Raw genomic sequence first — 24,215 nt, 5'->3', positions numbered from 1 at the left:
TGTTTCGGAGAGGGCGGGGATCGTGAATCGTTTAGGAAGATGGAGGGCGGTACTTGTCGCGTTGGCGGCCGTCATGCTCGCATTCTCGGGGCTGGCGTCACCGGCCGTCGCCGAAGTGTCGCCCACCGCTTGCGGTCCGTGGCTCAAAGCACTGGATCTGCCGAGCGAGAAAATCCCTTCGGGGGGAGAGGCACAGGGCGTCCTGAAGGTGAACTGCCCGTCGCCGGTTCCGCTCGTCGTGTCGCTGACATCCGCGGACACGTCCTGGGTGAGCGTGCCGGAAACGGTCGTGGTGCCGGCGGGAGCGACCGAGGCGGCCTTCCCGATCCGGACGCACCAGCCGGACTACATCGACCGTTACCTCCCCGTCGCACTGACGGCGAAGCTGCGCGGCCAGACGTTGACGCAACCGGTCACCCTCCAACCCGGACTGAGGTCCGTCGACTTCGGCGGCCGTTCGACGTTCTTCAGCGGCGACATGATCTATATGTCCGTCGGTATCAAGGGAACGGCGCCCGAGGGCGGGACGGTCGTCTCGTTGGAGAGCGACAACCCGGCTCTGAAGCTTCCGGCCAGCATCACGATTCCCAGCGGTGCCCTCGGCATGGGCGTTCCGCGCGTGACGAGCACGCGCATTCCTGAGGATGCGGACGTCACCGTGACCGCCAAGCTCGCCGGCCAGACTCTCAGTACCACCATCAAGCTTCTCGCGTGGAACTACGATCCCGGCGACTGGAGCTTCACCGGTCCGGCCGAGACGTACGGCGGCTCCTACTACAACATGACCCTGGACCTGCCGAACCCCGTGCCGCACGGTGGGATCACGGTCACCTTCAGTTCCGACAATCCGAAGCTCCGGTACCCGCCCAGTCCTCGGCAGTACCCGGAGGGCTACACCGGAGCGTCTCGGGTCGAGGTCTCGATGCCGTCCAATATCGACGGCGACGTGACCATCACGGCGAATATCGAAGGAGTTGGGACGCGGAGTCACACTGTCCGCGTGCATCCCGGTCTAGTCGGGTTCGATACCGAGCTGATGACCATCACGGGCGGGGAGCCTTTCGTGGGCACAGTCAGCCTCGGGACTGCCACGAGCGTGCCGATCACCATCCAGCTCGAGAGCAGCGACCCGGTCGTCCAACTCCCCGCTGAGGTGACCATTCCGGCGGGCCAGTCCTCGGCCACCGTCCAAGGAACGACGTCTGTGGTGAGCGACTTCGCGTACTCCACCCTCACGGCGCGACTTCCGGACGGCAATTTCTGGGAGACCACCCTGTTCTTGGATCCCCCGTCCTGACCGCTCACCGGCCTTCGGGCCTCCTGCTAGTCCAGGAGGCCCGAAGGCCGGACACGGCAAGAGCGCCCGCCGCTGAGCACGTCCTGCGTCAGTCGATGACCGCTGCGACGGCCTCGATCTCCACCAGCTGGTCGTGGTAGCCGAGGACGGTCACGCCCATCAGGGTGCTGGGCACGTCGTGGTCACCGAACGCGTCGCGGACGACCTGCCAGGCCGTCACCAGGTCTTCCTGGCGGGTGGACGCGACGAGGACGCGCGTGCTGATGACGTCCTCCAGTGAGGCGCCGGCGTCCGCGAGGGCGGTCCGGAGGTTGTCGATGCACTTGGCAGCCTGCCCCGCGTAGTCGCCAATCGCGGCCGTGGAGCCGTCCGCGTTCAGCGGGCACGACCCCGCGAGGAAGATGAGCCGCGCGTCGGCGGGCGCGGTGGCCGCGTACGCGTACTCGGCGACGTCCGAGAGCGACGCGGAACGGATCAAGGTGACGGCACGGGCCATGAGGACTCCTCTAGAGATGATCAGCGGTCTCGCGATCGTCTCAGTGAAGAGGCAACGCCCTCACCTGCTTTTTGGCCCCGCTCGCCGTCTGCGACGGGATGCGTGCCAAGCAGTCACCTCGGCGGTGGCCTCCTTCTGCGATGACGTGACGGTGATGTGGCTCTCCGCGTCTGGCAAGCCAAGACGGCATTGCCAGGTGCTTGCTCAAGCCCACTGCCGAGGATGAACGTGGTACCCCGTGCCGTGTTGGGGCACCCGCGACCAGGGAGTGCGGAATGGCGCTGCGTTTCCTCGGCAAAGATCCGGACAGCAAGGACGGCGACTCGCCTTCACTTTGGTACGACGACGATGACGGCAGCGTGGTGGTGCAGGGATGGAGGGAAGGCACCCCTGCGGTGGTGGCCGAACTCCTGGAGACCTCCGGTCGGGACCGCATCCCGCCGGACGAGGACGTGGTCCGGATCCCAGGCCGTCTTCTACCACTGCTCAGGGAGTTGGTGAATGAGCGCGACCCCCACGCCTGCTGACCTTCTGGCTTCCGCCCGGGTCAGCGCCGTCCACCTTGAGATGCGCGACGTCTATGCAGTGGACCGGGAGGACGAGGAGTTCAAGGCATGGAAGGCGGGATATCGGGATGACCCCGGCGACCCTGCGTCATGGTGGAGACCGTGGCTCACTCTCGTCCAGGAGGTGACCGCGCGCGGTGTTCGGCTCCGCCGGGCGCGCATCGTTTCCGAGCCGGTGAGCGAGTACATCCGGTTCGAGTACGACGGCACGTTCACCAACGTGTACGCGGGTGAGCAGGTCCGCTGGCTGCCCCGGCGGCAGGCGGTCGACCTCTGCCTGCCGGGCACCGACTTCTGGTTGTTCGATGCGGAGTTGGTCCTGTGGAACCACTTCGACGGCGACGGGCGGCCGCAGCCGAAGGAGACCACCAAGGCCCCGGCCGTGGTCGAACTCTGCTCGTCGGCGTTCGAAGCCGTATGGGAGCGCGGTATCGACCATGCGGACTATCGGCCAGGCTGACACGCCATAGATTTCCGCCGTGTCCACCACGTCACCGTCGTCCAGCGCGCACGACGCCCGGCAGGCGCTGGCCGATCGCCTGCGAGAGATTCGACTCGACGCGGGTCTGACCGGTCGCGCCCTTGCGGCTGCCGCCGGCTGGGACCGCACGAAGGTCAGCAAGATCGAGCATGCCGCTCGTGCCCCCAACATGCAGGACATCCGCATCTGGTGCGAGGTGTGCGGGGCTGACGACCAAGCGTCCGACCTCATCGCGACGCTGCGGGCCGTCGAGGGCGCGTTCGTCGAGTGGAGGCGTTTGCAGCGGTCGGGACTTCGGCGCCTGCAGGAGTCCCGCATGCCGTTGTACGAACGGACGCGACTCTTCCGGATCTACGAGCCCGGTATCGTCCCGGGACTGTTGCAGACCTCCGGGTACGTCCGGGCGTTGCTCAGCAAGATCGGCGCATTCCGGGGGACGCCGCCCGCCGATCTCGACGACGCCGTAGCCGCCCGCATCGCGCGGCAGCGGGTGCTGAGCGAAGGCGATCACCGGTTCGCCTTCCTCATGGAGGAATCGGCATTGTGGGTTCGGTTGGGTGGAGCAGAGGTGCTGGCCGACCAGCTCGCACACCTTCTCCAGGTGGCGAAACTGCCGAGCGTGTCGCTGGGGGTGATTCCGGCGGCCGCCGATCGGGAATTCTGGCCGGTCGAGGGCTTTTGGATGTTCGACCGGGAGCGTGTCTCGGTCGAGACCGTGACCGGGCGGCTGACGATCACCCGTCCCATCGAGATCGCCCAGTACGCTGCCGCCTTCATGGAGCTCACCGGGTCGGCCGTCACGGGCGCGGCCGCCCACGAGTTGATCACTAGAGTGCGTGACGCGCTGGTCTGACGGCCGTGTCACACATTGCCACACCCATACTGTTCATGGAGTCCGCTGACTTAGCGTAGTTGTCAACGCACAACGCGTTGAGAAGCGGGAGGTTCGAATGGGCTCGCACGAGGACAAGAAAGACAAGGACGGCCAGTGGGAGAAGCCGATCCCCCCTGCGGAGAAGGACGACCCGAAAGGCGGAGGCAGACACGAGAAGGGGGGCAAGTAGGTGGCCGACGCGGCGGAGTTCTCCGCCCGGCTGATCGGCGTACTCACCGAGGCCGGCGACCTGGTTCCGGAGTGGCGCGGACCGTTCGAAGCGGTCGCCAGGCACCGGTTCGTCCCTGACACGGTGTGGGTCGAGGACGGCGACCTTCTGGTGCCGGTGGACCGGGCGGACGACGAGGCCGCGTGGCTAAAGCTGTGCTACGCCAACGAGGCAGTGATCACCCAGGTTGACGACGGCGTCCCGTCCTTGCCGGGGCGGGTCGGCCGCGAGATCACCAGTTCGGCCAGCCGCCCCGACGTCGTCGCGCGGATGCTCGCGGCCCTGGAGGTCGAACCGGGCATGAACGTGCTGGAGATCGGCACGGGCACGGGGTGGAATGCCGCGCTCTTGGCCGAACGGATCGGAGCCGACCGGGTGACATCGGTGGAGGTGGACGCGGCGGTGGCCGAGCGTGCCCGCCGTGCCCTGCGGGCCGCGGGTCACGAACTCACGGTCGCGGTGGGCGACGGCGCACTGGGCCATCCGGCGTCGGGGCCGTTCGACCGGGTCATCGCAACGGCGTCGGCCGCCCGGGTGCCGCACGCTTGGGCGGAGCAGACACGTCCGGGCGGTCGGGTCCTGGTGCCATGGACCACTGACTTCCACAACGGCGCGCTGGTGTCCTTCGTGGTGTCACCGGACGCCACCATGCGAGGCCGGATCGTCGGGAACGTGGCGTTCATGCGTCTGCGAGCCCAGCGCGGCAAGCGCGCCTCACTGGATCGGGACGTGGACGAGGCGGTCGAGACCCGCAGGTCGTCCACGCACACGCACCCCTACTCCGTGCTGGGCGAGTATGACGCGTCGCTGGCGATCGGACTGAAGGTGCCGCACTGCAAGCTGATCGTCACCCACCACGACGGCGGCGCGTACACGGTGTGGCTGGTCGATCCGTGGTCGGGTTCATGGGCCCGCGTGGACGTCGAGCCGGGTGCGGCGGTGTTCCCAGTCCGGCAGTTCGGCGATCGCGACCTGTGGCAGGAGGTAGAGGACGCCTACCACTGGTGGGACGCCCTCGACCGACCCACCGCCGACCGCTGGGGCCTGACCGTCACCCCCGCTGGCCAGTACGTCTGGCTCGACACCGAAGAGCACCGAATCGACTGGTAGGCCCACACCCTCGACGAGGCTGAGACTCATCGCACAGAAGCCCCGGACTCTCGAAGAGGCCGGGGCTCCTACGCGATCGAGCTAACGCTTCAGGGATGTCAGGAGGGCAGAGAACTCGGCGCGCCGCATGACCAGTTTCGGGCCGTCAGGGTCTTTGGAGTCACGAAGGCCGACGACTTCACCAAGGTCGGCCAGTTCTACGCAGTCGCCGCCGTCGTTGCCGGAATGGCTGGACTTCCTCCACCTGATCTTGCTCGGTTCCACTTCGTTCCCTCCTTCCAGGGGGCTTGGGTTTCTGGATGACCGCTGGTGTCAGTGCTTCAAGGCTGTGACCAGTGCGGTGAACTCGGCGCGGGGAACCAGGAGTTTCGGGCCGTCGGGGTCTTTGGAGTCGCGGAGGCCGACGACTTCACCAAGGTCGGCCAGTTCGACGCAGTGGCCGCCGTCGTTGCCAGAGTGACTGGCCTTTCTCCAGGTGGTTTTCAGTTCTTCCATCGTTCCTCCGCCGTCTGTCTGATCAACGCCCCCGACTGGTCGGCTGAGAGCGCGTAGGTCGAAAGGTCCATGAACCGTTCGTTCAGCCGTTCGATCACGGAACAGCCGTCCATGATCCTTCCGTGTGGTTCGCCCTCACAGTATGCGACCGACTCTCCGCTCGGCAGGCGGGCGATGCTGAAGGATCCGAGGTGGCCGGAGTGCGGGGCGCCGTCCGGGATGATCTGAAGGGACACGAGCGGAGAGATCATGTCCGCAAGGTGCAACAACTGCTCCCGCATGGTCTCTGCGGTCCCGACCCGATGCCAGAGCACCGTTTCAGGCAGCAGGCAGATGATCCTGGGCGGAGCTGGTTCCTTGCGGGTGAGAATCGCCTGCCGAGCCAGGCGGCCTTGAACCTTCGTCTCGTCTCCGTGCAGAAGCACCTCCGCATAGGCGGGCGTCTGCAGTAGGCCATCGACGAGCATTGTTTGATAGGACCGCAGGACTTCCGCCTGGCCTTCGTGGTCCGGCCATTCGGCGAAGTACTCGGGGAACGCGGCCGAGCGTCCGTCGAACAGGCCGTCGTGGAGATGCGCGAGCGCGTCGCGGGTGTCGAGTACGCGGTCGCACTCTTCGGCGAAGCCGCGATCGCAGCCGGAACTGCCTCGTTCGACGTCCCCGATGGTGGACGGTGCGTAGGGGATCAGTTCGGCGAGTTGAGCGAGGGACAGGCCCGCGAGCGTTCGGTAGCGCCGCACTTCGGAGCCGAACAGGTCCAGCGGGCCGCGTGAAGGCGTCAGGCGCTTCGGACGTTGTGGCATGTCCCCCTCCGATGGATGACCGACGATAACCGGTGATGCACGCAAAGTTGCGGTGATGCTTGCTACCAGGTGCTTTGCGTCTCCAAGCATCACTCTGCGGAGGACGCTCGGCTGCAGAAACCCACGAAGTTCTCCGAGGTGATCTCGATGTCCGCAGTCGCGCAGGCCCCAGAAACCCCAACGATCGTCCTCAACCCTGACAAAGAGGCACCCCGGCTTGCGCGGCGGTTTCTGGCCGCCTGGTTCGCCGAGTGGGGGATCGCGGACGACTACGTGGGCCGGCTCGTGGTGTGCGAGTTGGTCACCAACAGCTACCTGCACGGGAAGGGGCAGATCGTCGTTCGGGTGTTCCGGGACGGGCGTGACGGCCGTCCCGTCGTGGAGGTGCGGGACGACGGGGAGGGGCGGCCGGAGATCCAGCCGGAGAACTACGCCGCCTCCTCCGGACGGGGGCTGCTGCTGGTGGCCGAACTCGTCCACGACTGGGGCGTCCGGCCGCTCGACGAGGGTGGCAAGGTCACGTGGGCCACGCTTCGCTGAGCGGGCGATGGACGAGCGCGTGATGCTGCTGCTGGTTCAGCACCTCTTCCCGGAGTGGACGATCGGGCGGGACGGGGACGGTGTTTGGCGGGCCGTCGGAGGTGTCCACATCTCGGCGACTGAGCTGGACGGGCTGCTGGACGCGCTTGGCGGCGCTGATCCTGATGCTGCTCGGCGTGCCGTTCTGGTGCTGACCGAGTGCGGATGAGCGCTGGTCAGGGGGTGAGGCGGGTGCGGATGTCTTGGCGTAGGGCGCCCTTGGCCACCTTGCCGCCGGAGGAGCGGGGGAGGGTGTCCAGGACGATGAGGTGTTCCGGGTGCCATTCGCGGGAGACGCCTCGGTCGGTGAGGTGGGCGGTCAGGTCTTCCAGGGTGAGCTTTGTGCCCGGGTGCAGTTCGGCGTAGACGCAGACTCGTTCGCCGAAGACCTCGTCCGGCATCGCCACGGCGGCGGCCAGGGCCACTGAGGGGTGGGTGCCCACCTCTTCCTCGACGGCGGCCGCGCTGATGTTCTTGCCGCCTCGGATGATGAGGTCGCTCAGGCGGCCCACGACGCGGAGGTAGCCGTCGTCGTCGATCTCGACGATGTCGGCCATGAGCATCCAGCCGTCGGGGGTGTAGAGCGCCTTGTTCGCCTCGGGGTCGTCGTAGTAGCCGGGGCAGGTCGCCGGGCCCTTGCAGGCCGGTTGGCCGGGGCGGCCCGAGCCGGTGATGTCGGAGCCGTCGGACGGGTCGAAGAGGCGCACCTGCATTTCGGGGATGACGCGGCCGGCGGTGCGCAGGCGGTGTTCGCGGGTGTCGGTCAGGCTCGTGTGGCTGAGGGCGCCCGTTTCGTTCGAGCCGTAGAACTGCAGGACCTTCGCGCCCGTCGTCTCCTCGAACCGGGCCGCCCGGTCGTAGGGGACGGCCTCGCCGCCCGTGAACATGCAGCGCAGGGACGAGAGGTCGCGTTCGCGTTCGGCCTGGGCGTTGAGCAGCATGATGAACTGCGTGCTCACGCAGTGCAGGACGGTCACCCGGTGCCGTTCGATCAGGTCGAGCGCGGTGTGCGCGTCGAACTTCTCCATGAGGACGGTCGGGACGCCCAGCGCGGCAGGGGAGAAGTGCGCCGTCCAGAGGCCGAAGCCGAACGGGGACGGGACGGCGCCCATGAAGACGTCGGACGGGTTCAGGTCTCCGGCGCGGCGGGCCAGTTCGTGGAAGTAGAACCAGCGGTTCTGCGTGTGGGTCACGCATTTCGGCAGGCCCGTCGTGCCGGACGTCGAGTTCAGGATGGACAGGTCGTCCGGGCCCAGGGCGCGGCCGGTGATGTCGCCGGGGCGGGGGTCGGCGGGGACCCCCAGGCGGTCGATGACGATGTGCCGGTCCAGGGGGAGGTCGTCCGCGCGTAGGGCCCCTACCAGGGCGGAGGCTGGTTCGTTGCGGTGGGTCGCGAGGGTTATCAGGGCGCGGGAGCCGGTGCGTTCCAGGAGGTGGCGCAGCTCGCGGTGGCCCGCTCGGGCGCCCACGCCGACCAGGACGAGGCCGGCCTTCTCCGCCGCCACGGCGGCGACGTGCCAGGCCGGGCCGTCGGGGAGGAGGACGGCGACGCGGTCGCCGGGCGGTAGGCCGAGGGCGGCGAGGTGGCGGGCGAGGGTCGTCGAGTTCCGCTCGTACTCGGCCCACGTGAGGGTGTCGTCCGGAGTCGTGTAGGCGGTGGCGGCGGGGCGCTCGGCCGCGTGGCGGCGGACGTGGTCGGCGACGGTCGCCGTGCCCCACCATCCGGCCGCCCGGTACTCCTCGGCGGTCGCCGCGTCGAACGGACTGGTCACAGCTGCCTCCCCGGTCTCCCAAGCTGCCCCGAAGTTATCATTGTCATAGCTTTCTTTTAAACATAAGATCCCACAGAAGCAGCTCAGAAGGAGCGGGATGTCTGCGCAACTGTGGGTCTCCGTCGTCCAGATCGGGTGCTTCTTCGGACTGGTGGCCCTCGGCTACTACCTGGTCCTCGAAGGAGCCGACTTCTTCAACTTCGCGCTCGGGCCGTTCGCGATGTTCTCCGGCCTCACGGCGTCCTGGCTGATGGCGAAGCAGGGTTGGCCGCTCGGCTTCGCGGCCGTGCTCGGCATCGCGATCGCCGCCGTGCTCGCGGTCGTCACCGAGATCGCGCTGGTGCGGCCGATCGACGCGCGCACCGGCGGCGGCGAACTGCCGTCCCTCATCGCCGTGGTCGCGGTGCTGTTCGCGGTCGAGCAGCTCGCGGGCACGCTGTTCGGGCGCCAGCTCATGCCGGGCCGGTCGTGGCTGCCGGGCTTCGACCTCGACCTCGGCTTCGTCACCGTGGACGGGCAGACGCTCGTCCTCGTCGCCTGCACGCTCGTCTCGTTCACCGGCGTGTGGGTGTGGACGCGCAAGTCCAAGTACGGCCGCATCCTGCGCGCCGTCGGCAGCAACCGGGAGGCGGCGCGCACCCTCGGGATGCCGGTCGGACGGGTGCGGCTGGTCGCGTTCGCGCTCGCCGGCCTCGTCGTCGGGCTCGCCGGGCAGCTGTTCTCCGCGAAGGCGGGGGTGAGCTTCCAGTCCGGCTTCGGGTGGGCGCTGTCGGGGTTCCTCGCCCTCGTCATCGGCGGGACGGGCTCGGTGTGGGCGCCGCTGGCCGGCGGGCTCCTGCTGGCGCTCGCCCAGACCTTCGTCCCCTACTACCTGGGCAGCGCCTCGCTCGACTACGCGGTTCTCGCGGTGGCCATCCTGTTCTTCGCCCTGCGGCCCAATGGGCTGTTCGTTCGGAAGGTTCGCGTATGAGTGCGGTATCGGTGCAGAAGGGGGCGGCCGGGTCGCTCGGGTGGGTCCGGTCGGCGGAGACGGCGCGCATCCTCGGCACGCTGGTGCTGACGCTCGGCGTCATCGCCTGGGCGGGCGGCGACCTGTTCCGGCAGGACCTCGCGCTGCTCGGCGCGACGTACGCGCTGCTGGCGCTCGGCATGTACCTGCCGTTCAATCTGGCGGGCGCGCTGTCGCTGGCCTACAGCGCCTACGTCGCGATCGGCGGGTACGCGGTCGGGCTCGTCGCGACGAAGACCGGCTGGCCGCTGCCCGTCGCGTACCTGCTCGGCGCCATCGCGTCCGCCGTGCTCGCGGTCGCGCTCGGGTTCGCGACGCGGCGGCTGTCCGGCTTCTACCTCGCGGCCGTGACGCTGCTGTTCGGCATGGCGTTCCAGAGCTTCCTGCTGGACGCCAAGGACCTCACCGGCGGCGCGCTCGGCATCGGCTCCATCCGCCCCCTCACCTTCTTCGGGACGGAACTGGACCGGCGGACGTTCATCGCCCTCACCCTGCTGGTCGTGTGGATCACGGCGGTCGCCGTCGACCGGATCCGCCGGTCCCCGTTCGGCGTCGCGCTGCAGAGCTCGCGGGACGTCCCGGCGGCGGTCGAGGCGGCCGGGATCGGCGTCCCGGCCCTGCGGCTGACCGTGCTCGGCGCGGGCGCGGCGATCGCGTCCGTCGGCGGCGGGCTGTTCACCACCGCCAACCAGACGATCGGGCCGGACACCTTCACCCTGCACCTGGTCATGCTGGCGATCTTCATGCCGCTGCTCGGCGGGCAGGGGTCGGCGTGGGGCGCGGTGCTGGGCGCGGTCCTGGTCGTGGAGCTGACGTTCAACCTGCAGATCTTCGAGCGCGCCGGGTCGCTGATCTTCGGGGTCGCGGTGCTGGCGGTCCTGCTGATCGCGCCGCGCGGCATCCTGGGCTATGCCGGGCAGGGCGCCCGGCTGCTGCGCGGCCTGCTCACGCGTACGGGAGGGACACGATGACCGGCACCTTTCTCCTCGAAGGCCGCGGGCTCGGGAAGAGCTTCGGCGGGGTCCACGCGGTCGACGGCGTCGACCTGCGGCTGTCCGGCGGCGAGGTGCTCGGCCTGATCGGGCCGAACGGCGCCGGGAAGACGACGCTGGTGGACCTGCTCGACGGCGCCCAGCCCGCCGACCGGGGCACGCTCACGATCCGGGGCCGCAAGCTCAGCGGGCCGCCGTCGCGGCGGGCCCGCGCCGGGCTCGCGCGGACGTTCCAGCACCCGCACCTCGCGCACGACCTGACCGTCCGGGAGAACATCCTGCTCGGCGCCGCCGCGCGCAAGCTCGCCGGGGTCGGCGGGCTCATCGCGGGGCTCGCCGCGGGCGCGGTCCGGCCGGCCGGGTCCCGGTTCGAGGGGACGCTGCGGCATGTCGCCGAGTCCCTCGAACTCGGCGACCTGAGCCGCCGCTGCGGCGACCTCACGCTCGGCGAGCAGCGGCTCGTCGAGGTCGCGCGGGCGCTCGCGCAGGACCCGTCGGTGCTGCTGCTGGACGAGCCGTTCGCGGGCGCCGACGCCAACGGCATCGCGGCGATCTCGGCGGCGGTCCGGAAGGTGCGCGCGGCGGGCTGCGGGATCATCCTCGTCGACCACAACGTGGACATCGTCGCGTCCCTGGTCGACCGGATCATGCTGCTGCGCTCCGGCACGGTGGTGTTCGACGGCGACCCGGCCGAGTGCCTGGCGAGCCCCGAGATGCAGGACGTCTACTTCGGAACGGGTGGTGAGACCGTTGCCCCATGAGCTGACCTTGCAGGGCGTTTCGGTGCGGTACGGGGAGTCCGTCGCCGTCGCGGACGCGTCCCTCACCTTCACCGGCGGCGCCGTCACCGGCCTGGTCGGGCCGAACGGCGCGGGGAAGTCGAGCCTGCTCCTCGCCGCGTACGGGTCCGTCGCGGCGACCGGCCGGGTGACGCTGGACGGGGAGGACATCAGCGGGCTGAGCGCCGCCCGCCGCGCCGGCCGCGGGCTCGCGATCGTCCCGCAGGGGCGGCAGATCTTCCCGCGCCTGACGGTCCGGGAGAACCTCCAGGTCATGGCCGACACGCTGGGGCTGAAGGGCGCCGAGGTCGAGACGGCGCTCGACCGGTTCCCGGTGCTGCGGGAGCGCGCCCGCGCGCTCGCCGGGGTGCTGAGCGGCGGCGAGCAGCAGATGCTCGCGGTGTCCCGCGCCCTGATGGGCTCGCCGAAGGCGCTGCTGCTGGACGAGATGTCCACCGGCCTCGCCCCGCTGATCGTGGCGGAGCTGATGGACACCGCCCGGCGGCTCGCCGAGGAGGGCACCGTGGTCGTGGTCGTCGAGCCGTCCATCGGCGCGATCCGCGACCGGCTCGACCGCGGCTACGTGCTGCTGCGCGGCCAGGTGACGGGGCCCGTGGACGGCGGCCGGGAGCTGGACGCCGCCTACCAGCGCGCCATGGGCGTCACGGCCGGGGAGGCGGAGGCGGTGCTGCACGCGGACTCGCACGCGGCGTCGCCGCCGGGTGGAAGATGAGACGCGCATGACGAGATCCGATGAGACGACATCCGAGAGGACACGGACACGGTGGAGGACACCGGCACCCCGGAGCCGCGCGCGCAGATGCGCCAGCCGCGGGTCGCGGACCTGCTCGCCGACACGCTGCGGGCCCGCATCCTGCGCGGCGAGCTGCCCGACGGCAGCCTGCTGCCCAAGCAGTCGGACCTGCTGGAGGAGTTCGGGGTCAGCAAGCTCGCCGCGCGGGAGGCGCTGCGCATCCTGGAGACCGAGGGGCTGATCACCGTCCGGCGCGGCAACACCGGCGGCTCGGTGGTGCACGCGCCGAAGCGCGACAGCGTCGCCTACATGCTGGCGCTCGTGCTGGAGTCGCGGCAGGCGGCGCTGCCGGACGTCGGGTTCGCGCTCCAGCAGATCGAGCCGTTCTGCGCGGCGCTGTGCGCGCAGCGCCCGGACCGGCACACGGCCGTCGTCCCGGAGCTGCGGCGCGCGCACGAGAGCCTCGTGCACGCCGTCGAGACGGGGGACGAGAAGCGCGCGACGCCGGCGTCCCGCGAGTTCCACGAGGCGATCGTCCGGCTGTGCGGGAACGAGACGCTGTTCGTGGTGGCGGGCGCGCTGGAGACGCTGTGGACGGCGCAGGAGCGCGACTGGTCCGAGCACGCGACCCGCGCCGGGTTCTTCCCGGAGCCCGCGCTGCGCCGCCAGGCCCTGGACGAGCACGCGCAGGCGCTCTCGCTCATCGAGGACGGTGACGCCGAGGGCGTCGCCCGGCTGCTGCGCGGGCATCTCCAGACGGCGCAGAAGTACCCGATGACGGGCGTCAGCGAGGACCAGCGCGTCCAGGCGACGCTGCTGCGGCCGCTGGTGCAGCCCGCCGAGCACGCGTGACCCCGTTACTTACCACGTGGTAGAAAATGGGGGTGAGTGATATCGCCGGTCTCGTGCCCCTGCCCCAGCGAGTGACGCCGGTCGGAGGAGCGGTGCTCCGGCTGGGCGCCGAACCCCGGGTCGCCGTGCCGTCCGACGGCCTGCGCGGGCTGGGCGAGGTCGTCGTGGACGTGCTCCGCACGCTGCACGGCGCCGAACCCGTCCTCCAGGTCGGCGGAGAGGGCGACCTCAACCTCGTGCTGCTGCGGGACCCGCCGGTCGCCGACGTCGCGCCCGTCCAGGGGATCGACCCGCTGGACGAAGGCGACGCCGGGCGCGAGCTGTACGAGCTGGACGTGCGTGAGCGCGGCGCCACTGTCACCGCGTCCTCGGCCGAGGGGCTGTTCCGGGGTGCCACGACGTTCGCGCAACTGCTCCGGCCAGAGCAGGACGGCGGCGGCTTCACGGCGTCCGGGACGCGGATAGCGGACGGCCCGGCGTGGGCGTGGCGCGGTCTGTCGCTGGACGTGGTGCGGCGGTTCTTCACCGTCGAGCAGGTCAAGAAGGTCATCGACCTGCTGGCCTTCTACAAGTTCAACGTGCTGCACCTGCACCTGTCCGACAGCCAGGCGTGGCGGTTGCAGATCGAGGCGTGGCCGCGGCTGACCGGCGACCTCCCGCACTACACGCAGGACGACTACCGGGAGATCGTCGCCTACGCGGCCGCCCGGTACGTCACCGTCGTGCCCGAACTGGACATGCCCGGCCACGTGCTCGCTGCCGTCCGCGCCTACCCGGAGCTTCAGGGGGACGCGGAGCCGCCGCACAAGTACCTCGCCTACCTCGATCCGCGCGCCGAGGTGACCTTCCGGTTCGTCCAAGACGTGCTGGGGGAGGTCGCCGCGTTCACCCCCGGCGCGTACCTACACCTCGGCGGGGACGAGGCGTTCGGCATGCCGGACGACCTGTACGAGCAGTTCGTCGCGCGTGCGCTGGAGATCGCGCGGGCGACGGGCAAGAAGGTCGCGGGCTGGCAGGAGACCGCCCGGTCGGGCGCGCTGACGCCGCACGACATCGCGCAGGCGTGGATCGGCGCCGGCGACGAGTTCGACCTCGACGCGGCCCGCGCGAAGACACCGGCCGAGCACCACGCGCTGCTGGAGGTCGTCGCGGAGACGTTCGCGCAGGCGGCGGACGACGTCCCGAAGGCGGTCGCGGCCGGGACGCCCGTGCTCGCCTCCGCCAGCAGCTTCCTGTACCTCGACCGCCAGTACGCCGACGACTCGGTGGACGCCGCCCAGACCGGGCGCCGGACGGAGGTCGGCCACGACTCCTACCCGACCCGCACCTGCCGCGAGCTGTTCGACTGGACGCCCGGCACGCTGACCGAGATCCCGGACGGCACCCGCCTCGCCGGGGTCGAGGCGGCCATCTGGTGCGAGACCGTCAAGGACTTCGACGACCTCGCGTTCCTGCTGCTCCCCCGGCTGGCGGGCATCGCGGAGAAGGCGTGGACGCCCGACCGCACCGGCTGGGACGACTACCGGCGGCGCGTCGCCGGGCACGGCGCCGGATGGGAGCGCCTCGGGCTCACCGGCTACTACCGCTCCGCCACCGTGTTCGCGCCGTAGGAGGCCGCCTTCATCAACGCCCGCGTGTAGGAGTGCCGCGGCCGGGACGTCACCTCGGCCGCGGCGCCCGCCTCCACGATCTCGCCCTGGTGGACGACCGCGACCCGGTGGCTCACGACCCGGATCACCGCCAGGTCGTGCGAGATGAACAGGTACGCGACGCCCGTCTGCTCCTGCAACTCCAGGAACAGGTCGAGGACGGTCTTCTGCGTGGTGAGGTCGAGCGCCGACACCGGCTCGTCGCACACGATCAGCTTCGGGCCGATCGCGAGCGCGCGGGCGATCGCGACGCGCTGCCGCTGCCCGCCGGAGAACTCGCGCGGCAGCCGGTCGGCGGCGTCCGCCGGGAGCCGGACGCGGTCCAGCAGCTCGCCGACCTTTTGCCGCGCGTCCGCGCGGGTGCGGCCCTGCGCGAGCAGCGGCTCCGACAGCGTGTCGCCGATGGTCAGCGACGGGTTCAGCGAGGTGTACGGGTCCTGGAAGACGACCTGGATGTCGCGGCTCAGCGCGCGCCGGCGCCGGGCCGACGCCCGCTCGATGCGCTCGCCCGCGAACGTGATCGCGCCCGACTCGACTGGGACGAGCCCGAGGATCGCCCGCCCGATCGTCGTCTTGCCCGACCCGGACCCGCCGACCAGGCCGACCGTCTCACCTGGACGGACGTCCAGCGACACGCCCCGCAGCACCTCGTTGCGCGGCGCCCGCCGCCCCTTCCCGGGGAACGAGACCCGCAGATCCTCGACCGTCAGCAGTTCATCGTTCACGGTCACACCTGCCCGCCTTTCACCAGGTCCACGGGGCGCCAGGGAGCGCGGGTCGGGGCGTCGTCCAGGACGGCGTCCAGCAGCCGCCGCGTGTAGTCGTCGCGCGGGTCCGTCAGCACCCGCCCGGCGGGGCCCGTCTCGACGATGCGGCCGTCGTGCATCACGGCGACGCGGTCGCACACGTCCGCGACGACGCCGAGGTTGTGCGTGACCAGCAGCACGCCGAGGCCCCGTTCCCGCTGGAGGCGGCGCAGCAGCGCCAGCACCTCCGCCTGCACCAGAACGTCCAGCGCGGTCGTCGGCTCGTCCGCGATCAGCAGTTTCGGGTCGCACGAGATGGCTCCCGCGATGAGGACGCGCTGCGCCATCCCGCCGGAGATCTCGTGCGGGTACGCGCCGAACGTCCGCTCCGGGTCGGCGATCTCCACGGTCCGGAGCAGGTCGAGCGCGCGGCGCTTCGCGTCCGCCTTGGAGAGGCCGAGCTTGTACCGCATCAGCTCGACGAGCTGCGCGCCGATCGTGAAGGACGGGTCGAGGTTGCTCATCGGCTCCTGCGGGACGTACGCGATGACGTCGCCGCGCAGCGCCCGGTGCTCGCGCTCGGGCAGGCCGACGACCTCCCGCCCGTCCACGATGACGCTGCCGCCGCTGACGTGCCCGCCCTCGGGGAGGATGCCGAGGATCGAGAACGCCGTCTGCGTCTTGCCGGAGCCGGACTCGCCCACCAGCCCGACGATCTCGCCCTCCCGCACGTCGAGATCGACGCCGTGCACGACCTGCTTGGACGTCCCGTCGGCGAGCCCGTAGGCGACCGCGAGGCCGCGCACCGACAGCAGCGCGGAACCGGCGCCGCCGGTCTCGGGCGGTGCCGGGGCCGCGGCGGCGGCGGGACGGCGGCGGGCCGGGGGCGGTGCGCCGCGGTCCTCCAGCGCGTCGCGCAGCGCCCCCGCCAGCAGCACCAGGGACGCGCTGGTGAGCCCCAGCGCCAGCCCCGGCCACACGATCATCGAGGGTGCGCGCTCCATGTTCTGGAACGCCTCGTTCAGCATCGCGCCCCAGGTCGGGGTGTCGCCGCTGCCGATGCCGAGGAACTCCAGCCCGGCCTGCAGCCCGATCGCGAGCCCGGCGACCAGCGCGGTCTGGATGATGATCGGCGCGCGCACCACGATGAGCACGTGCCGTGCGACGATCCGCGGGTCGGTCAGCCCGGACACCCGCGCCGCGTCCACGTACAGCTCGTTCCGGACGCCCGCGACGATGCCGCGCACCAGCCGGAAGAAGGACGGCGACACCAGCACGCCGAGGACGATCATCAGTACCCACACCGTGGAGCCGAGGATCGCGCGGGACGCCAGCAGCACCACCATCGCGGGCAGCGCCATCACGAGGTTGACGACCCAGGTCGCCGCCGCGTCGAACCGTCCGCCCCGGTAGCCCGCCACCAGCCCGGACGGGACGCCGAGCCCGAGCGCGACCAGCAGTGCGATCACCGCGCCGCCGAGGGTGTTGCGGCCGCCGTGCAGCAGCCGCGCCAGGACGTCCCGTCCGGCGGAGTCGAAGCCGAGCGGGTGCCCGGCGCCGGGGCCGCCGAATGAGTCGCGCAGGTTCGCGGCGTTCGGGTCCTGCGGACTCAGCACCGGCGCGAGGACCACCGCGACGACGATGACCAGCAGCACGGCCGCCGACACCGCGCCCAGCGGATTCCGCAGCACCCTCCCGACGGCCCGCGGTGCCCTTCGCGGGGGGACGACCCCCCGCGCCCCCCGGCCCGCTTCGCTCATGAGGAGACCCTCGCCTTCGGGTTCAGCCAGCCGATCATGACGTCCACCAGCAGGTTGACCGCGATGACGCCGATCACGGTGACCATGACCAGCGCCATGATCACGGGGATGTCGCCGCGGGTGGTGTAGGTGACGGTCATGCTGCCGATCCCCGGCAGCCCGAAGATCTGCTCGACCAGCACCGCGCCGCCGAGCAGGCCGACGAACTGCAGGCCGAGGACGGTCAGCGCGGGCGCCGCCGCGTTGCGCAGCACGTGCCGGAACAGGATCCGGGACGGCGGCAGCCCGCGCGCCCGCAGCGTGCGGACGTAGTCCTGCCGCAGCACGTCGATGACCGCGCCGCGCACCTGCTGCGAGACGCCGGCGACGCCCGCGACCGACAGCGACGCGATCGGCAGCGTGACCGTGGCCAGCCAGCCGGACGGCGACTCGGTCAGCCCGGTGTAGCCGATCGCGGGGAACCAGCGCAGCCGCACCGCGAACACGACCACGATCACCAGCGTGACGAGGAAGCCCGGCAGCGCGTACCCGATGACGCCGAGCACCTGCACGAACCGGTCGACCGCGCCGCGCCGGACGCCCGCCCACACCCCGAGCAGCAGCGACAGGGCGGCCGTGACCAGCGTGACCCCGGCCATCAGGCTGAGCGTGACCGGCAGCCGCGTCGAGATCGCCTGGACGACGTCCTCGCCGGTGAACCAGGACGTCCCGAAGTCGCCGCGGACGGCGTGCGCCAGCCAGTCGGCGTACTGGACGAGGACGGTCCGGTCGAGGCCGAGTTCGGCGTTCTTGGCGTCCACCAGGTCCTGCGGCGCCTGCCCGCCGAGGATCTGCCGCCCGACGTCGTTGTCCGGGACCGACAGCAGCAGGTAGGACAGGACGGAGATCACGAACAGCAGCACCGCCCCCGCCGCGGCCCGGCGCGCGAGGAACCGCGTCACTTCGCCGGCGCGTAGTTGTAGACGGACGGCACCGCCATCCCGGCCTGCGGCGTGACCTTCACCGAGCCGTCCGACACGTGGAGGTACGTCATCCGGTAGAACGGCACGAACCACGCCTCCTTGACCAGGTGCTCGTTCAGCGCCTTCAGGTCGGCCTTCGCCTCCTCCGGCGACGCCTTCTGGATCTTCGGCAGCAGCCCCTGCACGGTCGCGTCGGTGGTGCCGAACATGTTGCCGGCGCCGGGCAGGACGAGCCCGCCGATCGCGACCCAGTCGTTCGGGGACTGCCCGATGTTCATCACCATCGCCGGGTACTTGCGGTCGGTGTAGATCTTCTGGATCTGGGACGGGTCGATGACGTCCCAGGTCACCTTCACGCCGATGGCCTGGAGGTCGGACTGGAGGGACGCGGCGAGCGCGTCCGGGACGATCGCGGTGATGCGCGGCAGCTTGAGGCTGAACCCGTCCGCGTACCCGGCCTGCTTGAGCAGCTCGCGGGCCTTCGCGGGGTCGTGCGGGTAGGAGGAGTCGAGGCGCTGGTCGTAGGCGGCGGTCTGGGTGCCGAAGATCTGGTCGGTGATCTGGCCGCGGCCCTGGCGGAGCTTGTCGAGCATCGTCTTGCGGTCGATCGCGTGGTTGAGCGCCTGCCGGACGCGGGCGTCGCCGAGCGCGGGCGCGATCTTCCCGTCGCGGTCGAAGAGCAGCAGGCCCTGGAAGTCGAACTCCTGCTTGGTCGTCTTCACCTTCGGGTCCGACTCGATGCGGGACTGCTGGTCGGCGGCCTGGAGGAGCGCGGCGTTGATCTGGCCGGTCTTGAGGCCGTTGACGACTGCGGTCTCGTTGTTGAAGTAGTGGAACGTGAGTTCGTTGTAGGGGAGCTTGGCGCCCCAGTAGTTCGAGGCCCGCGTGTAGACCCACTTGGTGCCGATGGCCGTCCGCTTGGAGTCGAGGTCGTAGGGGCCCGTGCCGTCCGGCTTGGTCTTCAGGGGGTTGCCCGGCTCGGCGAAGTCGGCGGGGTTCGCCATCAGGCCGGCGGCGTCGCTGAGGTAGTACAGCATCGCCGGGTTGGGCTGGGCGAGGTGCACGGTCACGTGCGTCTTGTCGACGACCTCGATGGACTTGACGTCGGCGAGCGTCTTGGCGGAGGCGCCCGTCCCCTTGGCGAAGCGCTCCATGTTCGCCTTCACGGCCGCCGCGTCGAACGGGGAGCCGTCGTCGAACTTCACGTCGTCGCGCAGGGTCAGCTTGAGCTGGGTGCGGTCGGCGCTGTACTCCCACTTGGTGGCGAGCATCGGGCTGTACGTGCCGTCGGGTTCGCGCTTGAGGAGCGTGTCGTAGACGGCCTGGAAGAACGGCAGCGCGCTGCCGGTGGCGTCCGCGGGGTCGAGGCTCTGCGGGAGCGTCAGCGTGGCGATGTCGAGGTTCGCCGAGCCGCCGGACTTCCCGCCGCCGGAGTCGGCGCAGCCGGTGAGCGCCGTCGCGGTGACGCACGCCGCAAGCAGGGCGGTGCCTTTGATGATCTTCTTCATGACCCACTCCGATGTCCGGGCAGAACAGCCGATTCGACGGGGTTTCGACCGAGATTTCGGCGAGCATACAACCAAAACTAACCACGTGGTAGGTTTTGTCCCGACGAAACCTACCGCCTGGTCAGTTCCGTGCCGGGCGGCCGGTTTCGTTGCGGTCGAGGCCGGGACGCAGGCCGTACCGTTGGCGCTGCACCCGGAACCCGTGCCGCGAGCGGCCGAGGCGGCGCCGCCGGTTCCGGCGTGCCCACCAAGCCGGAGATCCAGAGAGGCCCCTGCCGATGACCGAACAGACCCCCCGCAAGCTGACGAAGGGCGAGCGGACCCGGGCGAGCATCCTCGACTCGGCCACGGAGCTGTTCTCCAAGTCGGGGTTCCACGCGGTGTCGCTGCGCGACATCGCCGCGCACGCCGGGCTCACCCATGCCGGGCTGCTGCACCACTTCCCCGGCAAGGAGAGCCTGCTGATCAAGGTGCTCGGGCGCCGCGACCGGGTGGACGCCCGGCTGCTGTTCGAACCCGCCGTGCGGGACCGTCCCGAGAAGCTGCTCGGCATCATCGTCGGCATCGTCTGGCGCAACATGCAGACGCCCGGGCTCGTCGGCCTCTACGTGAAGATCTCCGGCGAGGCCGCCGACCCCGAGCATCCGGCGCACGACTACTTCGTCCAGCGGTACCGGGTGCTGCGGGAGCGGCTGACGCAGGCGCTCACCGCGCTGTTCGCCCAGGCCGATCCGCCGCTCGCGCACGACCCCGCGCTCGTCGCGAGCCAGCTGCTCGGGTTGATGGACGGGCTGCAGACGCAGTGGCTCCTCGAACCGGAGGCCGTCGACATGCACGCGTCCGTCGTCGCGTTCCTGCGGCAGCTCGGCCTCACCATCGACTTCCCGTCCCCGGAAGACGTCGTCCCCGGCGCGGACGCCGTCCCCGGCGCGGACGCCGTTCCGGGCGCGGACGTAGTTCCGGGCGCGGATGCCGTTCCCGGGCCGGACGCCGTTTCTTCCGGCGACTCGCCGACACAAGCCGAACCATGAGCCGAGGAGTCACATGACCCAGTCCGAGCCGGCATCCGCCGCGGAGCCGACGCTGAACGACGTCGCGGAGCCGACGCTGGAGGAGGTCGCGGAGCTGACGCTGGAGGAGAAGGCGTCGCTCACGTCCGGGAGCAGCACCTGGCGGTCGACCGCCGTCCGCGACGCGGTGCCCGCCGTCACCTTCGCGGACGGCCCGCACGGCATCCGCCGGCAGGTCAAGGGGTCCGGGGACGCGCTGGGGCTCACCAACAGCGTCCCCGCCACCTGCTTCCCGCCGGCGGTCGCGCTCGGCTCGTCCTGGGACGCGGCGCTGGCGCGGCGGGTGGGCGCGGCGCTGGCGCGGGAGGCGTCCGCGCTCGGCGCCGACGTCGTGCTCGGGCCCGGGGTCAACATCAAGCGGTCCCCGCTGTGCGGCCGGAACTTCGAGTACTTCTCCGAGGACCCGCACGTCACGGGCGTGATGGGGGCCGCCCTCGTCGCCGGGATCCAGTCGCGCGGGATCGGCGCCTGCGTCAAGCACTTCGCGGTCAACAACCAGGAGACCGACCGGATGCGGATCAGCGCGGACGTCGACGAGCGGACGCTCCGCGAGATCTACCTCGCCGCGTTCGAGTACATCGTGCGGGAGGCCGCGCCCTACACGGTCATGTCGTCCTACAACAAGATCAACGGGGTGTACGCGAGCGAGAACCACTGGCTGCTCACCGAGGTCCTGCGGGACGAGTGGGGCTTCGACGGGCTGGTCGTGTCCGACTGGGGCGCCGTCAACGACCGGGCCGCCGCGGTCGCCGCCGGGCTCGACCTGGAGATGCCGCCGACCCGCACCGACCAGCAGATCGTGGACGCCGTCCGGGACGGGCGCCTGGACGAGGCGGCCGTCACCCGGTCGGCCGCGCGGGTCCATGCGCTGGCGCGGCGCGTCGCGGCCGCCGAGCGGTACGAGGACTGGGACGCCGGCGCCCACCACGACCTCGCCCGGGAGGCGGCGCGCGGGTCGGCCGTCCTGCTGAAGAACGAGCACGGCGTGCTGCCGCTGACGCCGTCCGCGCGCGTCGCGGTGATCGGGGAGCTGGCGCGGACGCCGCGCTACCAGGGCTACGGCAGCTCGCACGTCGTCCCGACGCGGCTCGACTCGGCCTGGGACGCGCTGCGGGACGCCGGGCCGGAGTTCGGATTCGCCGCCGGGTACCGGCTGGACGGCGCGCCGGACGAGCCGCTGAAGCGGGAGGCGGTCGAACTCGCCGCCGAGGCCGACGTCGCCGTGCTGTTCCTCGGGCTGCCGGGCGAGGCGGAGTCGGAGGGCTTCGACCGGACGTCCATCGACCTGCCCGAGGTGCAGGTCGGGCTGCTGCGCGCCGTCGCGCGGGCGTGCTCGCGGGTCGTGGTCGTGCTCGCCAACGGCGGCGTCGTGGCGGTCAGCGGCTGGGCGGACGACGCGGACGCGATCCTGGAGGCGTGGCTGCCCGGCCAGGCGGGCGGCTCGGCGATCGCCGACCTGCTGCTCGGCGCGTGCAGCCCGTCCGGGCGGCTGACCGAGACGATCCCGCACCGGCTCGCGGACGTCCCGTCCCACCTGCACTTCCCGGGCGGAGACGGCCACGTCGCGTACGGCGAGGGGCGGTACGTCGGCTACCGGTACTACGACACGCTGGACGTGGACGTCGCCTACCCCTTCGGCCACGGCCTGACGTACACGCGGTTCGAGTACACCGACCTGGCCGTCACCGAGACCGGTCCGAACGCGTGGGCGGTCGAGTGCACCGTCACGAACGTCGGTGAGCGGGCCGCCGCCGAGGTCGTCCAGCTGTACGTGGCCTTCGACGAGGAGCACCCGACCCGTCCGCGGCACGAGCTGCGCGGCTTCGCCAAGGTCGAGCTGGAGCCCGGCGCCGGGACGCGGGTGTCGTTCACGCTGACCGGACGCGACATCGCGTGGTGGTCGGTGTCGCGCGGCAGCTGGCGGATCGACGTGGGGCCCTTCACAGTGGAGGTCGGCGCCTCGTCCCGCGACATCCGGCTGCGGCGCGCGGTGACCGCCGCCGGGGACGGGCATGTGGACGCGCTCAGCCGGATGTCGACGCTCGGCGAATGGCTCGATCATCCGGTCGGGGGGCCGGTGCTCAGGGAGCGGATCGGGACGCGGTTGTCGGAGTCGGCCGATCTGCCGCCGGCGCTGTTCACGCTGGTGCGGGGCATCCCGCTGGCCAAGTTCAGCACCTTCGGGATCGGCCTGACCCCGGACGTCGTGGACGAACTCGTCGCCGCCGTCTCCGGCGGTGTCGCCTAGAGGGCCGTGCGGCCGGTGGCGAGGTCGCCGAGGTGGCGGGCGCTGGGCTTGACCGTCCGGGTGAACGTCGTCCGGTCGACCGCCACCAGGCCGAACGTCGGCGCGTAGGTGCCCCACTCGTAGTTGTCGAGCAGGGACCAGTGCAGGTAGCCGCGCACGTCGATGCCGTCCTCGATCGCCGCGTGCAGGCCGGTCAGGGCGGCGTCGGTGTACTCGGCGCGCTCCGCGTCGTCGGCGGTGGCGATGCCGTTCTCGGTGATCAGGATCGGCACGCCGGGGATGCGGTCCGCCGTGTGCCGGACGGCGTTGCCGAGCGCCGCCGGATGGAACTCCCAGCCGATGAGGGTCCGCCGGGCGTCGGCCGGGACGGGCAGCGCGCCGTCCCGGCCGATCAGGACGCGTGTGTACGCCTGGACGCCGATGAAGTCGTCGTCCGCCGCGACGTCGAGGAACTGGTCTTCGCGGGACCAGGCCCATTCCCGGCATTCGGCGTCGGCGCCGTCGACCGGCTCGAAATTCTGGTTCGCGACCGTCCAGCCCGCCTTGAAGCTGGTGAGCTCCTCGCGGGCGGCGCGGTGCGCGGTGATGAGCGCGTCCGCGATGGCCTGGTCGGGCGGGGGCATCGCGCCGGCGACGTTCTCCTCGCGCTTCTCCGCCTTCACCATGTTCGCCATCATCGCGAGCATGTTCGGCTCGTTGATGGTGCAGACCCATTCGACGCCGTCCAGGATCGGCAGGACGGCCCGTACATAGCGCCGGAACCTCTCGGTCGCCTCTGGGGACGTCCAGCCGCCCGCCTTTTGGAACCAGAGGGGAGTGGTGAAGTGGTGCAGTGTCACCACCGGTGTGAGGCTCCGCTCCAGACAGCCCTCGATGATGCGGCGGTAGTGCGCCAGTTCGGCTCGTGAGATGTGGCCTTCCACGGGCTCGATGCGCGCCCATTCGATGCTGAAACGGTAGGCGTTGAGGCCGAGGCTCTGGACGATGTCGAGGTCTTCCGGCCAGCGGTGGTAGGAGTCGCAGGCGTCCCCGCTGCGGTCGGGGAGGAACCCGCCGGGCCTGTTCTCCAGCGCCCAGAAGTCGCTGGCGGTGTTGTTGCCCTCGGTCTGGTGGGCGCTGGTGGCCGCGCCCCAGAGAAATCCGTCCGGGAAAGTGCGCACACTGCCTCCTCTATGGATCTAGCG

Annotated in this window: 25 protein-coding genes; 15 read left to right on the top strand and 10 right to left on the bottom strand. The window is 70.8% G+C overall.

Annotated elements, in window-relative coordinates:
- Nucleotides 1–73: 73 nt before the first annotated feature.
- Nucleotides 74–1,297, top strand: coding sequence for a hypothetical protein (locus AB0K34_RS00530; RefSeq protein WP_364544273.1), 1,224 nt, complete (start codon nucleotides 74–76; stop codon nucleotides 1,295–1,297).
- 88 nt (nucleotides 1,298–1,385) lie between these two features.
- On the opposite strand, the gene AB0K34_RS00525 is transcribed toward AB0K34_RS00530, so the two are convergent.
- Nucleotides 1,386–1,793, bottom strand: coding sequence for a Rid family hydrolase (locus tag AB0K34_RS00525; RefSeq protein WP_364544270.1), 408 nt, complete (start codon nucleotides 1,791–1,793; stop codon nucleotides 1,386–1,388).
- A gap of 275 nt (nucleotides 1,794–2,068) precedes the next feature.
- Between AB0K34_RS00525 and AB0K34_RS00520 the strand changes: the two genes are divergently transcribed.
- From AB0K34_RS00520 to AB0K34_RS00505, 4 genes are all read left to right on the top strand, one after another.
- The gene (locus AB0K34_RS00520) at nucleotides 2,069–2,320 is read left to right on the top strand and encodes a hypothetical protein (RefSeq protein WP_364544268.1); all 252 of its coding nucleotides are present in this window, start codon (nucleotides 2,069–2,071) and stop codon (nucleotides 2,318–2,320) included.
- Nucleotides 2,295–2,819, top strand: coding sequence for a DUF6879 family protein (locus tag AB0K34_RS00515; RefSeq protein WP_364544265.1), 525 nt, complete (start codon nucleotides 2,295–2,297; stop codon nucleotides 2,817–2,819). Before AB0K34_RS00520 ends, AB0K34_RS00515 begins: the two co-directional genes overlap by 26 nt.
- A gap of 19 nt (nucleotides 2,820–2,838) precedes the next feature.
- Nucleotides 2,839–3,693, top strand: coding sequence for a helix-turn-helix transcriptional regulator (locus tag AB0K34_RS00510; protein WP_364544262.1), 855 nt, complete (start codon nucleotides 2,839–2,841; stop codon nucleotides 3,691–3,693).
- Nucleotides 3,694–3,904: 211 nt separating this feature from the next.
- Entirely contained in the window at nucleotides 3,905–5,053 is a 1,149-nt protein-coding gene (locus AB0K34_RS00505) for a methyltransferase domain-containing protein (RefSeq protein WP_364544259.1), read from the top strand.
- An 81-nt stretch (nucleotides 5,054–5,134) separates the two neighbouring features.
- Here AB0K34_RS00505 and AB0K34_RS00500 read toward each other — a convergent pair whose 3' ends face one another.
- Genes AB0K34_RS00500 through AB0K34_RS00490 form a run of 3 tightly spaced genes read right to left on the bottom strand, consistent with a single transcriptional unit; the run spans nucleotide 5,135 to nucleotide 6,351 of the window.
- Nucleotides 5,135–5,317 carry a DUF397 domain-containing protein gene (locus AB0K34_RS00500; RefSeq protein WP_364544257.1) on the bottom strand — a complete coding sequence of 61 codons (183 nt, stop codon included), beginning with the start codon at nucleotides 5,315–5,317 and terminating at the stop codon, nucleotides 5,135–5,137.
- A gap of 48 nt (nucleotides 5,318–5,365) precedes the next feature.
- On the bottom strand, nucleotides 5,366–5,548 hold the full coding sequence (locus AB0K34_RS00495; RefSeq protein ID WP_364544254.1) for a DUF397 domain-containing protein: 183 nt from the start codon (nucleotides 5,546–5,548) through the stop codon (nucleotides 5,366–5,368).
- Nucleotides 5,536–6,351 (bottom strand): helix-turn-helix transcriptional regulator, encoded by an 816-nt coding sequence (locus AB0K34_RS00490; protein WP_364544252.1) that lies wholly within the window; start codon nucleotides 6,349–6,351, stop codon nucleotides 5,536–5,538. Before AB0K34_RS00490 ends, AB0K34_RS00495 begins: the two co-directional genes overlap by 13 nt.
- A gap of 147 nt (nucleotides 6,352–6,498) precedes the next feature.
- Between AB0K34_RS00490 and AB0K34_RS00485 the strand changes: the two genes are divergently transcribed.
- Both AB0K34_RS00485 and AB0K34_RS00480 read left to right on the top strand, forming a co-directional pair.
- The gene (locus AB0K34_RS00485) at nucleotides 6,499–6,891 is read left to right on the top strand and encodes an ATP-binding protein (protein ID WP_364544249.1); all 393 of its coding nucleotides are present in this window, start codon (nucleotides 6,499–6,501) and stop codon (nucleotides 6,889–6,891) included.
- A gap of 7 nt (nucleotides 6,892–6,898) precedes the next feature.
- Nucleotides 6,899–7,099: a hypothetical protein gene (locus tag AB0K34_RS00480; RefSeq protein ID WP_364544246.1), complete on the top strand. Its 201-nt coding sequence runs from the start codon at nucleotides 6,899–6,901 to the stop codon at nucleotides 7,097–7,099.
- 7 nt (nucleotides 7,100–7,106) lie between these two features.
- On the opposite strand, the gene AB0K34_RS00475 is transcribed toward AB0K34_RS00480, so the two are convergent.
- Entirely contained in the window at nucleotides 7,107–8,702 is a 1,596-nt protein-coding gene (locus AB0K34_RS00475; RefSeq protein ID WP_364544243.1) for a class I adenylate-forming enzyme family protein, read from the bottom strand.
- 97 nt (nucleotides 8,703–8,799) lie between these two features.
- Here AB0K34_RS00475 and AB0K34_RS00470 point away from each other — a divergent pair, with 97 nt between their 5' ends.
- The 6 genes from AB0K34_RS00470 to AB0K34_RS00445 are packed head-to-tail and all read left to right on the top strand — an operon-like array spanning nucleotide 8,800 to nucleotide 14,698.
- Nucleotides 8,800–9,672 (top strand): branched-chain amino acid ABC transporter permease, encoded by an 873-nt coding sequence (locus AB0K34_RS00470; protein WP_138635857.1) that lies wholly within the window; start codon nucleotides 8,800–8,802, stop codon nucleotides 9,670–9,672.
- The gene (locus AB0K34_RS00465) at nucleotides 9,669–10,682 is read left to right on the top strand and encodes a branched-chain amino acid ABC transporter permease (RefSeq protein WP_364544240.1); all 1,014 of its coding nucleotides are present in this window, start codon (nucleotides 9,669–9,671) and stop codon (nucleotides 10,680–10,682) included. Before AB0K34_RS00470 ends, AB0K34_RS00465 begins: the two co-directional genes overlap by 4 nt.
- A complete protein-coding gene (locus tag AB0K34_RS00460; protein WP_138635859.1) occupies nucleotides 10,679–11,464 on the top strand; it encodes an ATP-binding cassette domain-containing protein in 786 nt (261 codons plus the stop codon). Before AB0K34_RS00465 ends, AB0K34_RS00460 begins: the two co-directional genes overlap by 4 nt.
- Nucleotides 11,454–12,215, top strand: coding sequence for an ATP-binding cassette domain-containing protein (locus AB0K34_RS00455; RefSeq protein ID WP_364544237.1), 762 nt, complete (start codon nucleotides 11,454–11,456; stop codon nucleotides 12,213–12,215). The genes AB0K34_RS00460 and AB0K34_RS00455 overlap by 11 nt, the downstream gene beginning before the upstream one ends.
- A gap of 51 nt (nucleotides 12,216–12,266) precedes the next feature.
- Entirely contained in the window at nucleotides 12,267–13,088 is an 822-nt protein-coding gene (locus AB0K34_RS00450) for an FCD domain-containing protein (protein WP_364544235.1), read from the top strand.
- 26 nt (nucleotides 13,089–13,114) lie between these two features.
- A complete protein-coding gene (locus tag AB0K34_RS00445; RefSeq protein WP_364544233.1) occupies nucleotides 13,115–14,698 on the top strand; it encodes a family 20 glycosylhydrolase in 1,584 nt (527 codons plus the stop codon).
- On the opposite strand, the gene AB0K34_RS00440 is transcribed toward AB0K34_RS00445, so the two are convergent.
- The 4 genes from AB0K34_RS00440 to AB0K34_RS00425 form a co-directional block, all read right to left on the bottom strand.
- Nucleotides 14,668–15,462 (bottom strand): ATP-binding cassette domain-containing protein, encoded by a 795-nt coding sequence (locus AB0K34_RS00440; protein ID WP_364544231.1) that lies wholly within the window; start codon nucleotides 15,460–15,462, stop codon nucleotides 14,668–14,670. The genes AB0K34_RS00445 and AB0K34_RS00440 overlap by 31 nt on opposite strands.
- Before the next feature lie 2 nt (nucleotides 15,463–15,464).
- Nucleotides 15,465–17,174, bottom strand: coding sequence for a dipeptide/oligopeptide/nickel ABC transporter permease/ATP-binding protein (locus AB0K34_RS00435; RefSeq protein WP_364544229.1), 1,710 nt, complete (start codon nucleotides 17,172–17,174; stop codon nucleotides 15,465–15,467).
- A 65-nt stretch (nucleotides 17,175–17,239) separates the two neighbouring features.
- Entirely contained in the window at nucleotides 17,240–18,184 is a 945-nt protein-coding gene (locus tag AB0K34_RS00430; RefSeq protein WP_138635863.1) for an ABC transporter permease, read from the bottom strand.
- Nucleotides 18,181–19,713, bottom strand: a complete 1,533-nt coding sequence (locus AB0K34_RS00425) for an ABC transporter substrate-binding protein (RefSeq protein ID WP_364544227.1) — start codon at nucleotides 19,711–19,713, stop codon at nucleotides 18,181–18,183. The genes AB0K34_RS00430 and AB0K34_RS00425 overlap by 4 nt, the downstream gene beginning before the upstream one ends.
- Before the next feature lie 278 nt (nucleotides 19,714–19,991).
- Here AB0K34_RS00425 and AB0K34_RS00420 point away from each other — a divergent pair, with 278 nt between their 5' ends.
- Together AB0K34_RS00420 and AB0K34_RS00415 are read left to right on the top strand one after the other, a co-directional pair.
- Nucleotides 19,992–20,744 carry a TetR/AcrR family transcriptional regulator gene (locus AB0K34_RS00420; RefSeq protein WP_138635865.1) on the top strand — a complete coding sequence of 251 codons (753 nt, stop codon included), beginning with the start codon at nucleotides 19,992–19,994 and terminating at the stop codon, nucleotides 20,742–20,744.
- A 13-nt stretch (nucleotides 20,745–20,757) separates the two neighbouring features.
- A complete protein-coding gene (locus AB0K34_RS00415; protein WP_138635866.1) occupies nucleotides 20,758–23,031 on the top strand; it encodes a glycoside hydrolase family 3 C-terminal domain-containing protein in 2,274 nt (757 codons plus the stop codon).
- On the opposite strand, the gene AB0K34_RS00410 is transcribed toward AB0K34_RS00415, so the two are convergent.
- Complete coding sequence (locus AB0K34_RS00410) at nucleotides 23,028–24,191, bottom strand: family 1 glycosylhydrolase (RefSeq protein WP_364544223.1); 1,164 nt, start codon at nucleotides 24,189–24,191, stop codon at nucleotides 23,028–23,030. The genes AB0K34_RS00415 and AB0K34_RS00410 overlap by 4 nt on opposite strands.
- Between the last annotated feature and the right edge of the window lie 24 nt (nucleotides 24,192–24,215).

The sequence above is a fragment of the Actinomadura sp. NPDC049382 genome (genome assembly GCF_040677125.1).
In the GTDB taxonomy this organism is placed as follows: Bacteria; Actinomycetota; Actinomycetes; order Streptosporangiales; family Streptosporangiaceae; genus Spirillospora; species Spirillospora geliboluensis.
Note: the sequence above shows the minus strand (reverse complement) of the source record. Positions and strands in the feature narration are given on the sequence as shown.

Coding starts and splice junctions, on each gene's coding strand:
- AB0K34_RS00495 (WP_364544254.1), bottom strand. CDS start 5,548: ATGGAAGAACTGAAAACCACCTGGAGAAAGGCCAGTCACTCTGGCAAC.
- AB0K34_RS00425 (WP_364544227.1), bottom strand. CDS start 19,713: ATGAAGAAGATCATCAAAGGCACCGCCCTGCTTGCGGCGTGCGTCACC.
- AB0K34_RS00420 (WP_138635865.1), top strand. CDS start 19,992: ATGACCGAACAGACCCCCCGCAAGCTGACGAAGGGCGAGCGGACCCGG.
- AB0K34_RS00520 (WP_364544268.1), top strand. CDS start 2,069: ATGGCGCTGCGTTTCCTCGGCAAAGATCCGGACAGCAAGGACGGCGAC.
- AB0K34_RS00530 (WP_364544273.1), top strand. CDS start 74: ATGCTCGCATTCTCGGGGCTGGCGTCACCGGCCGTCGCCGAAGTGTCG.
- AB0K34_RS00465 (WP_364544240.1), top strand. CDS start 9,669: ATGAGTGCGGTATCGGTGCAGAAGGGGGCGGCCGGGTCGCTCGGGTGG.
- AB0K34_RS00415 (WP_138635866.1), top strand. CDS start 20,758: ATGACCCAGTCCGAGCCGGCATCCGCCGCGGAGCCGACGCTGAACGAC.
- AB0K34_RS00460 (WP_138635859.1), top strand. CDS start 10,679: ATGACCGGCACCTTTCTCCTCGAAGGCCGCGGGCTCGGGAAGAGCTTC.
- AB0K34_RS00445 (WP_364544233.1), top strand. CDS start 13,115: ATGGGGGTGAGTGATATCGCCGGTCTCGTGCCCCTGCCCCAGCGAGTG.
- AB0K34_RS00480 (WP_364544246.1), top strand. CDS start 6,899: ATGGACGAGCGCGTGATGCTGCTGCTGGTTCAGCACCTCTTCCCGGAG.
- AB0K34_RS00525 (WP_364544270.1), bottom strand. CDS start 1,793: ATGGCCCGTGCCGTCACCTTGATCCGTTCCGCGTCGCTCTCGGACGTC.
- AB0K34_RS00485 (WP_364544249.1), top strand. CDS start 6,499: ATGTCCGCAGTCGCGCAGGCCCCAGAAACCCCAACGATCGTCCTCAAC.
- AB0K34_RS00490 (WP_364544252.1), bottom strand. CDS start 6,351: ATGCCACAACGTCCGAAGCGCCTGACGCCTTCACGCGGCCCGCTGGAC.
- AB0K34_RS00515 (WP_364544265.1), top strand. CDS start 2,295: ATGAGCGCGACCCCCACGCCTGCTGACCTTCTGGCTTCCGCCCGGGTC.
- AB0K34_RS00470 (WP_138635857.1), top strand. CDS start 8,800: ATGTCTGCGCAACTGTGGGTCTCCGTCGTCCAGATCGGGTGCTTCTTC.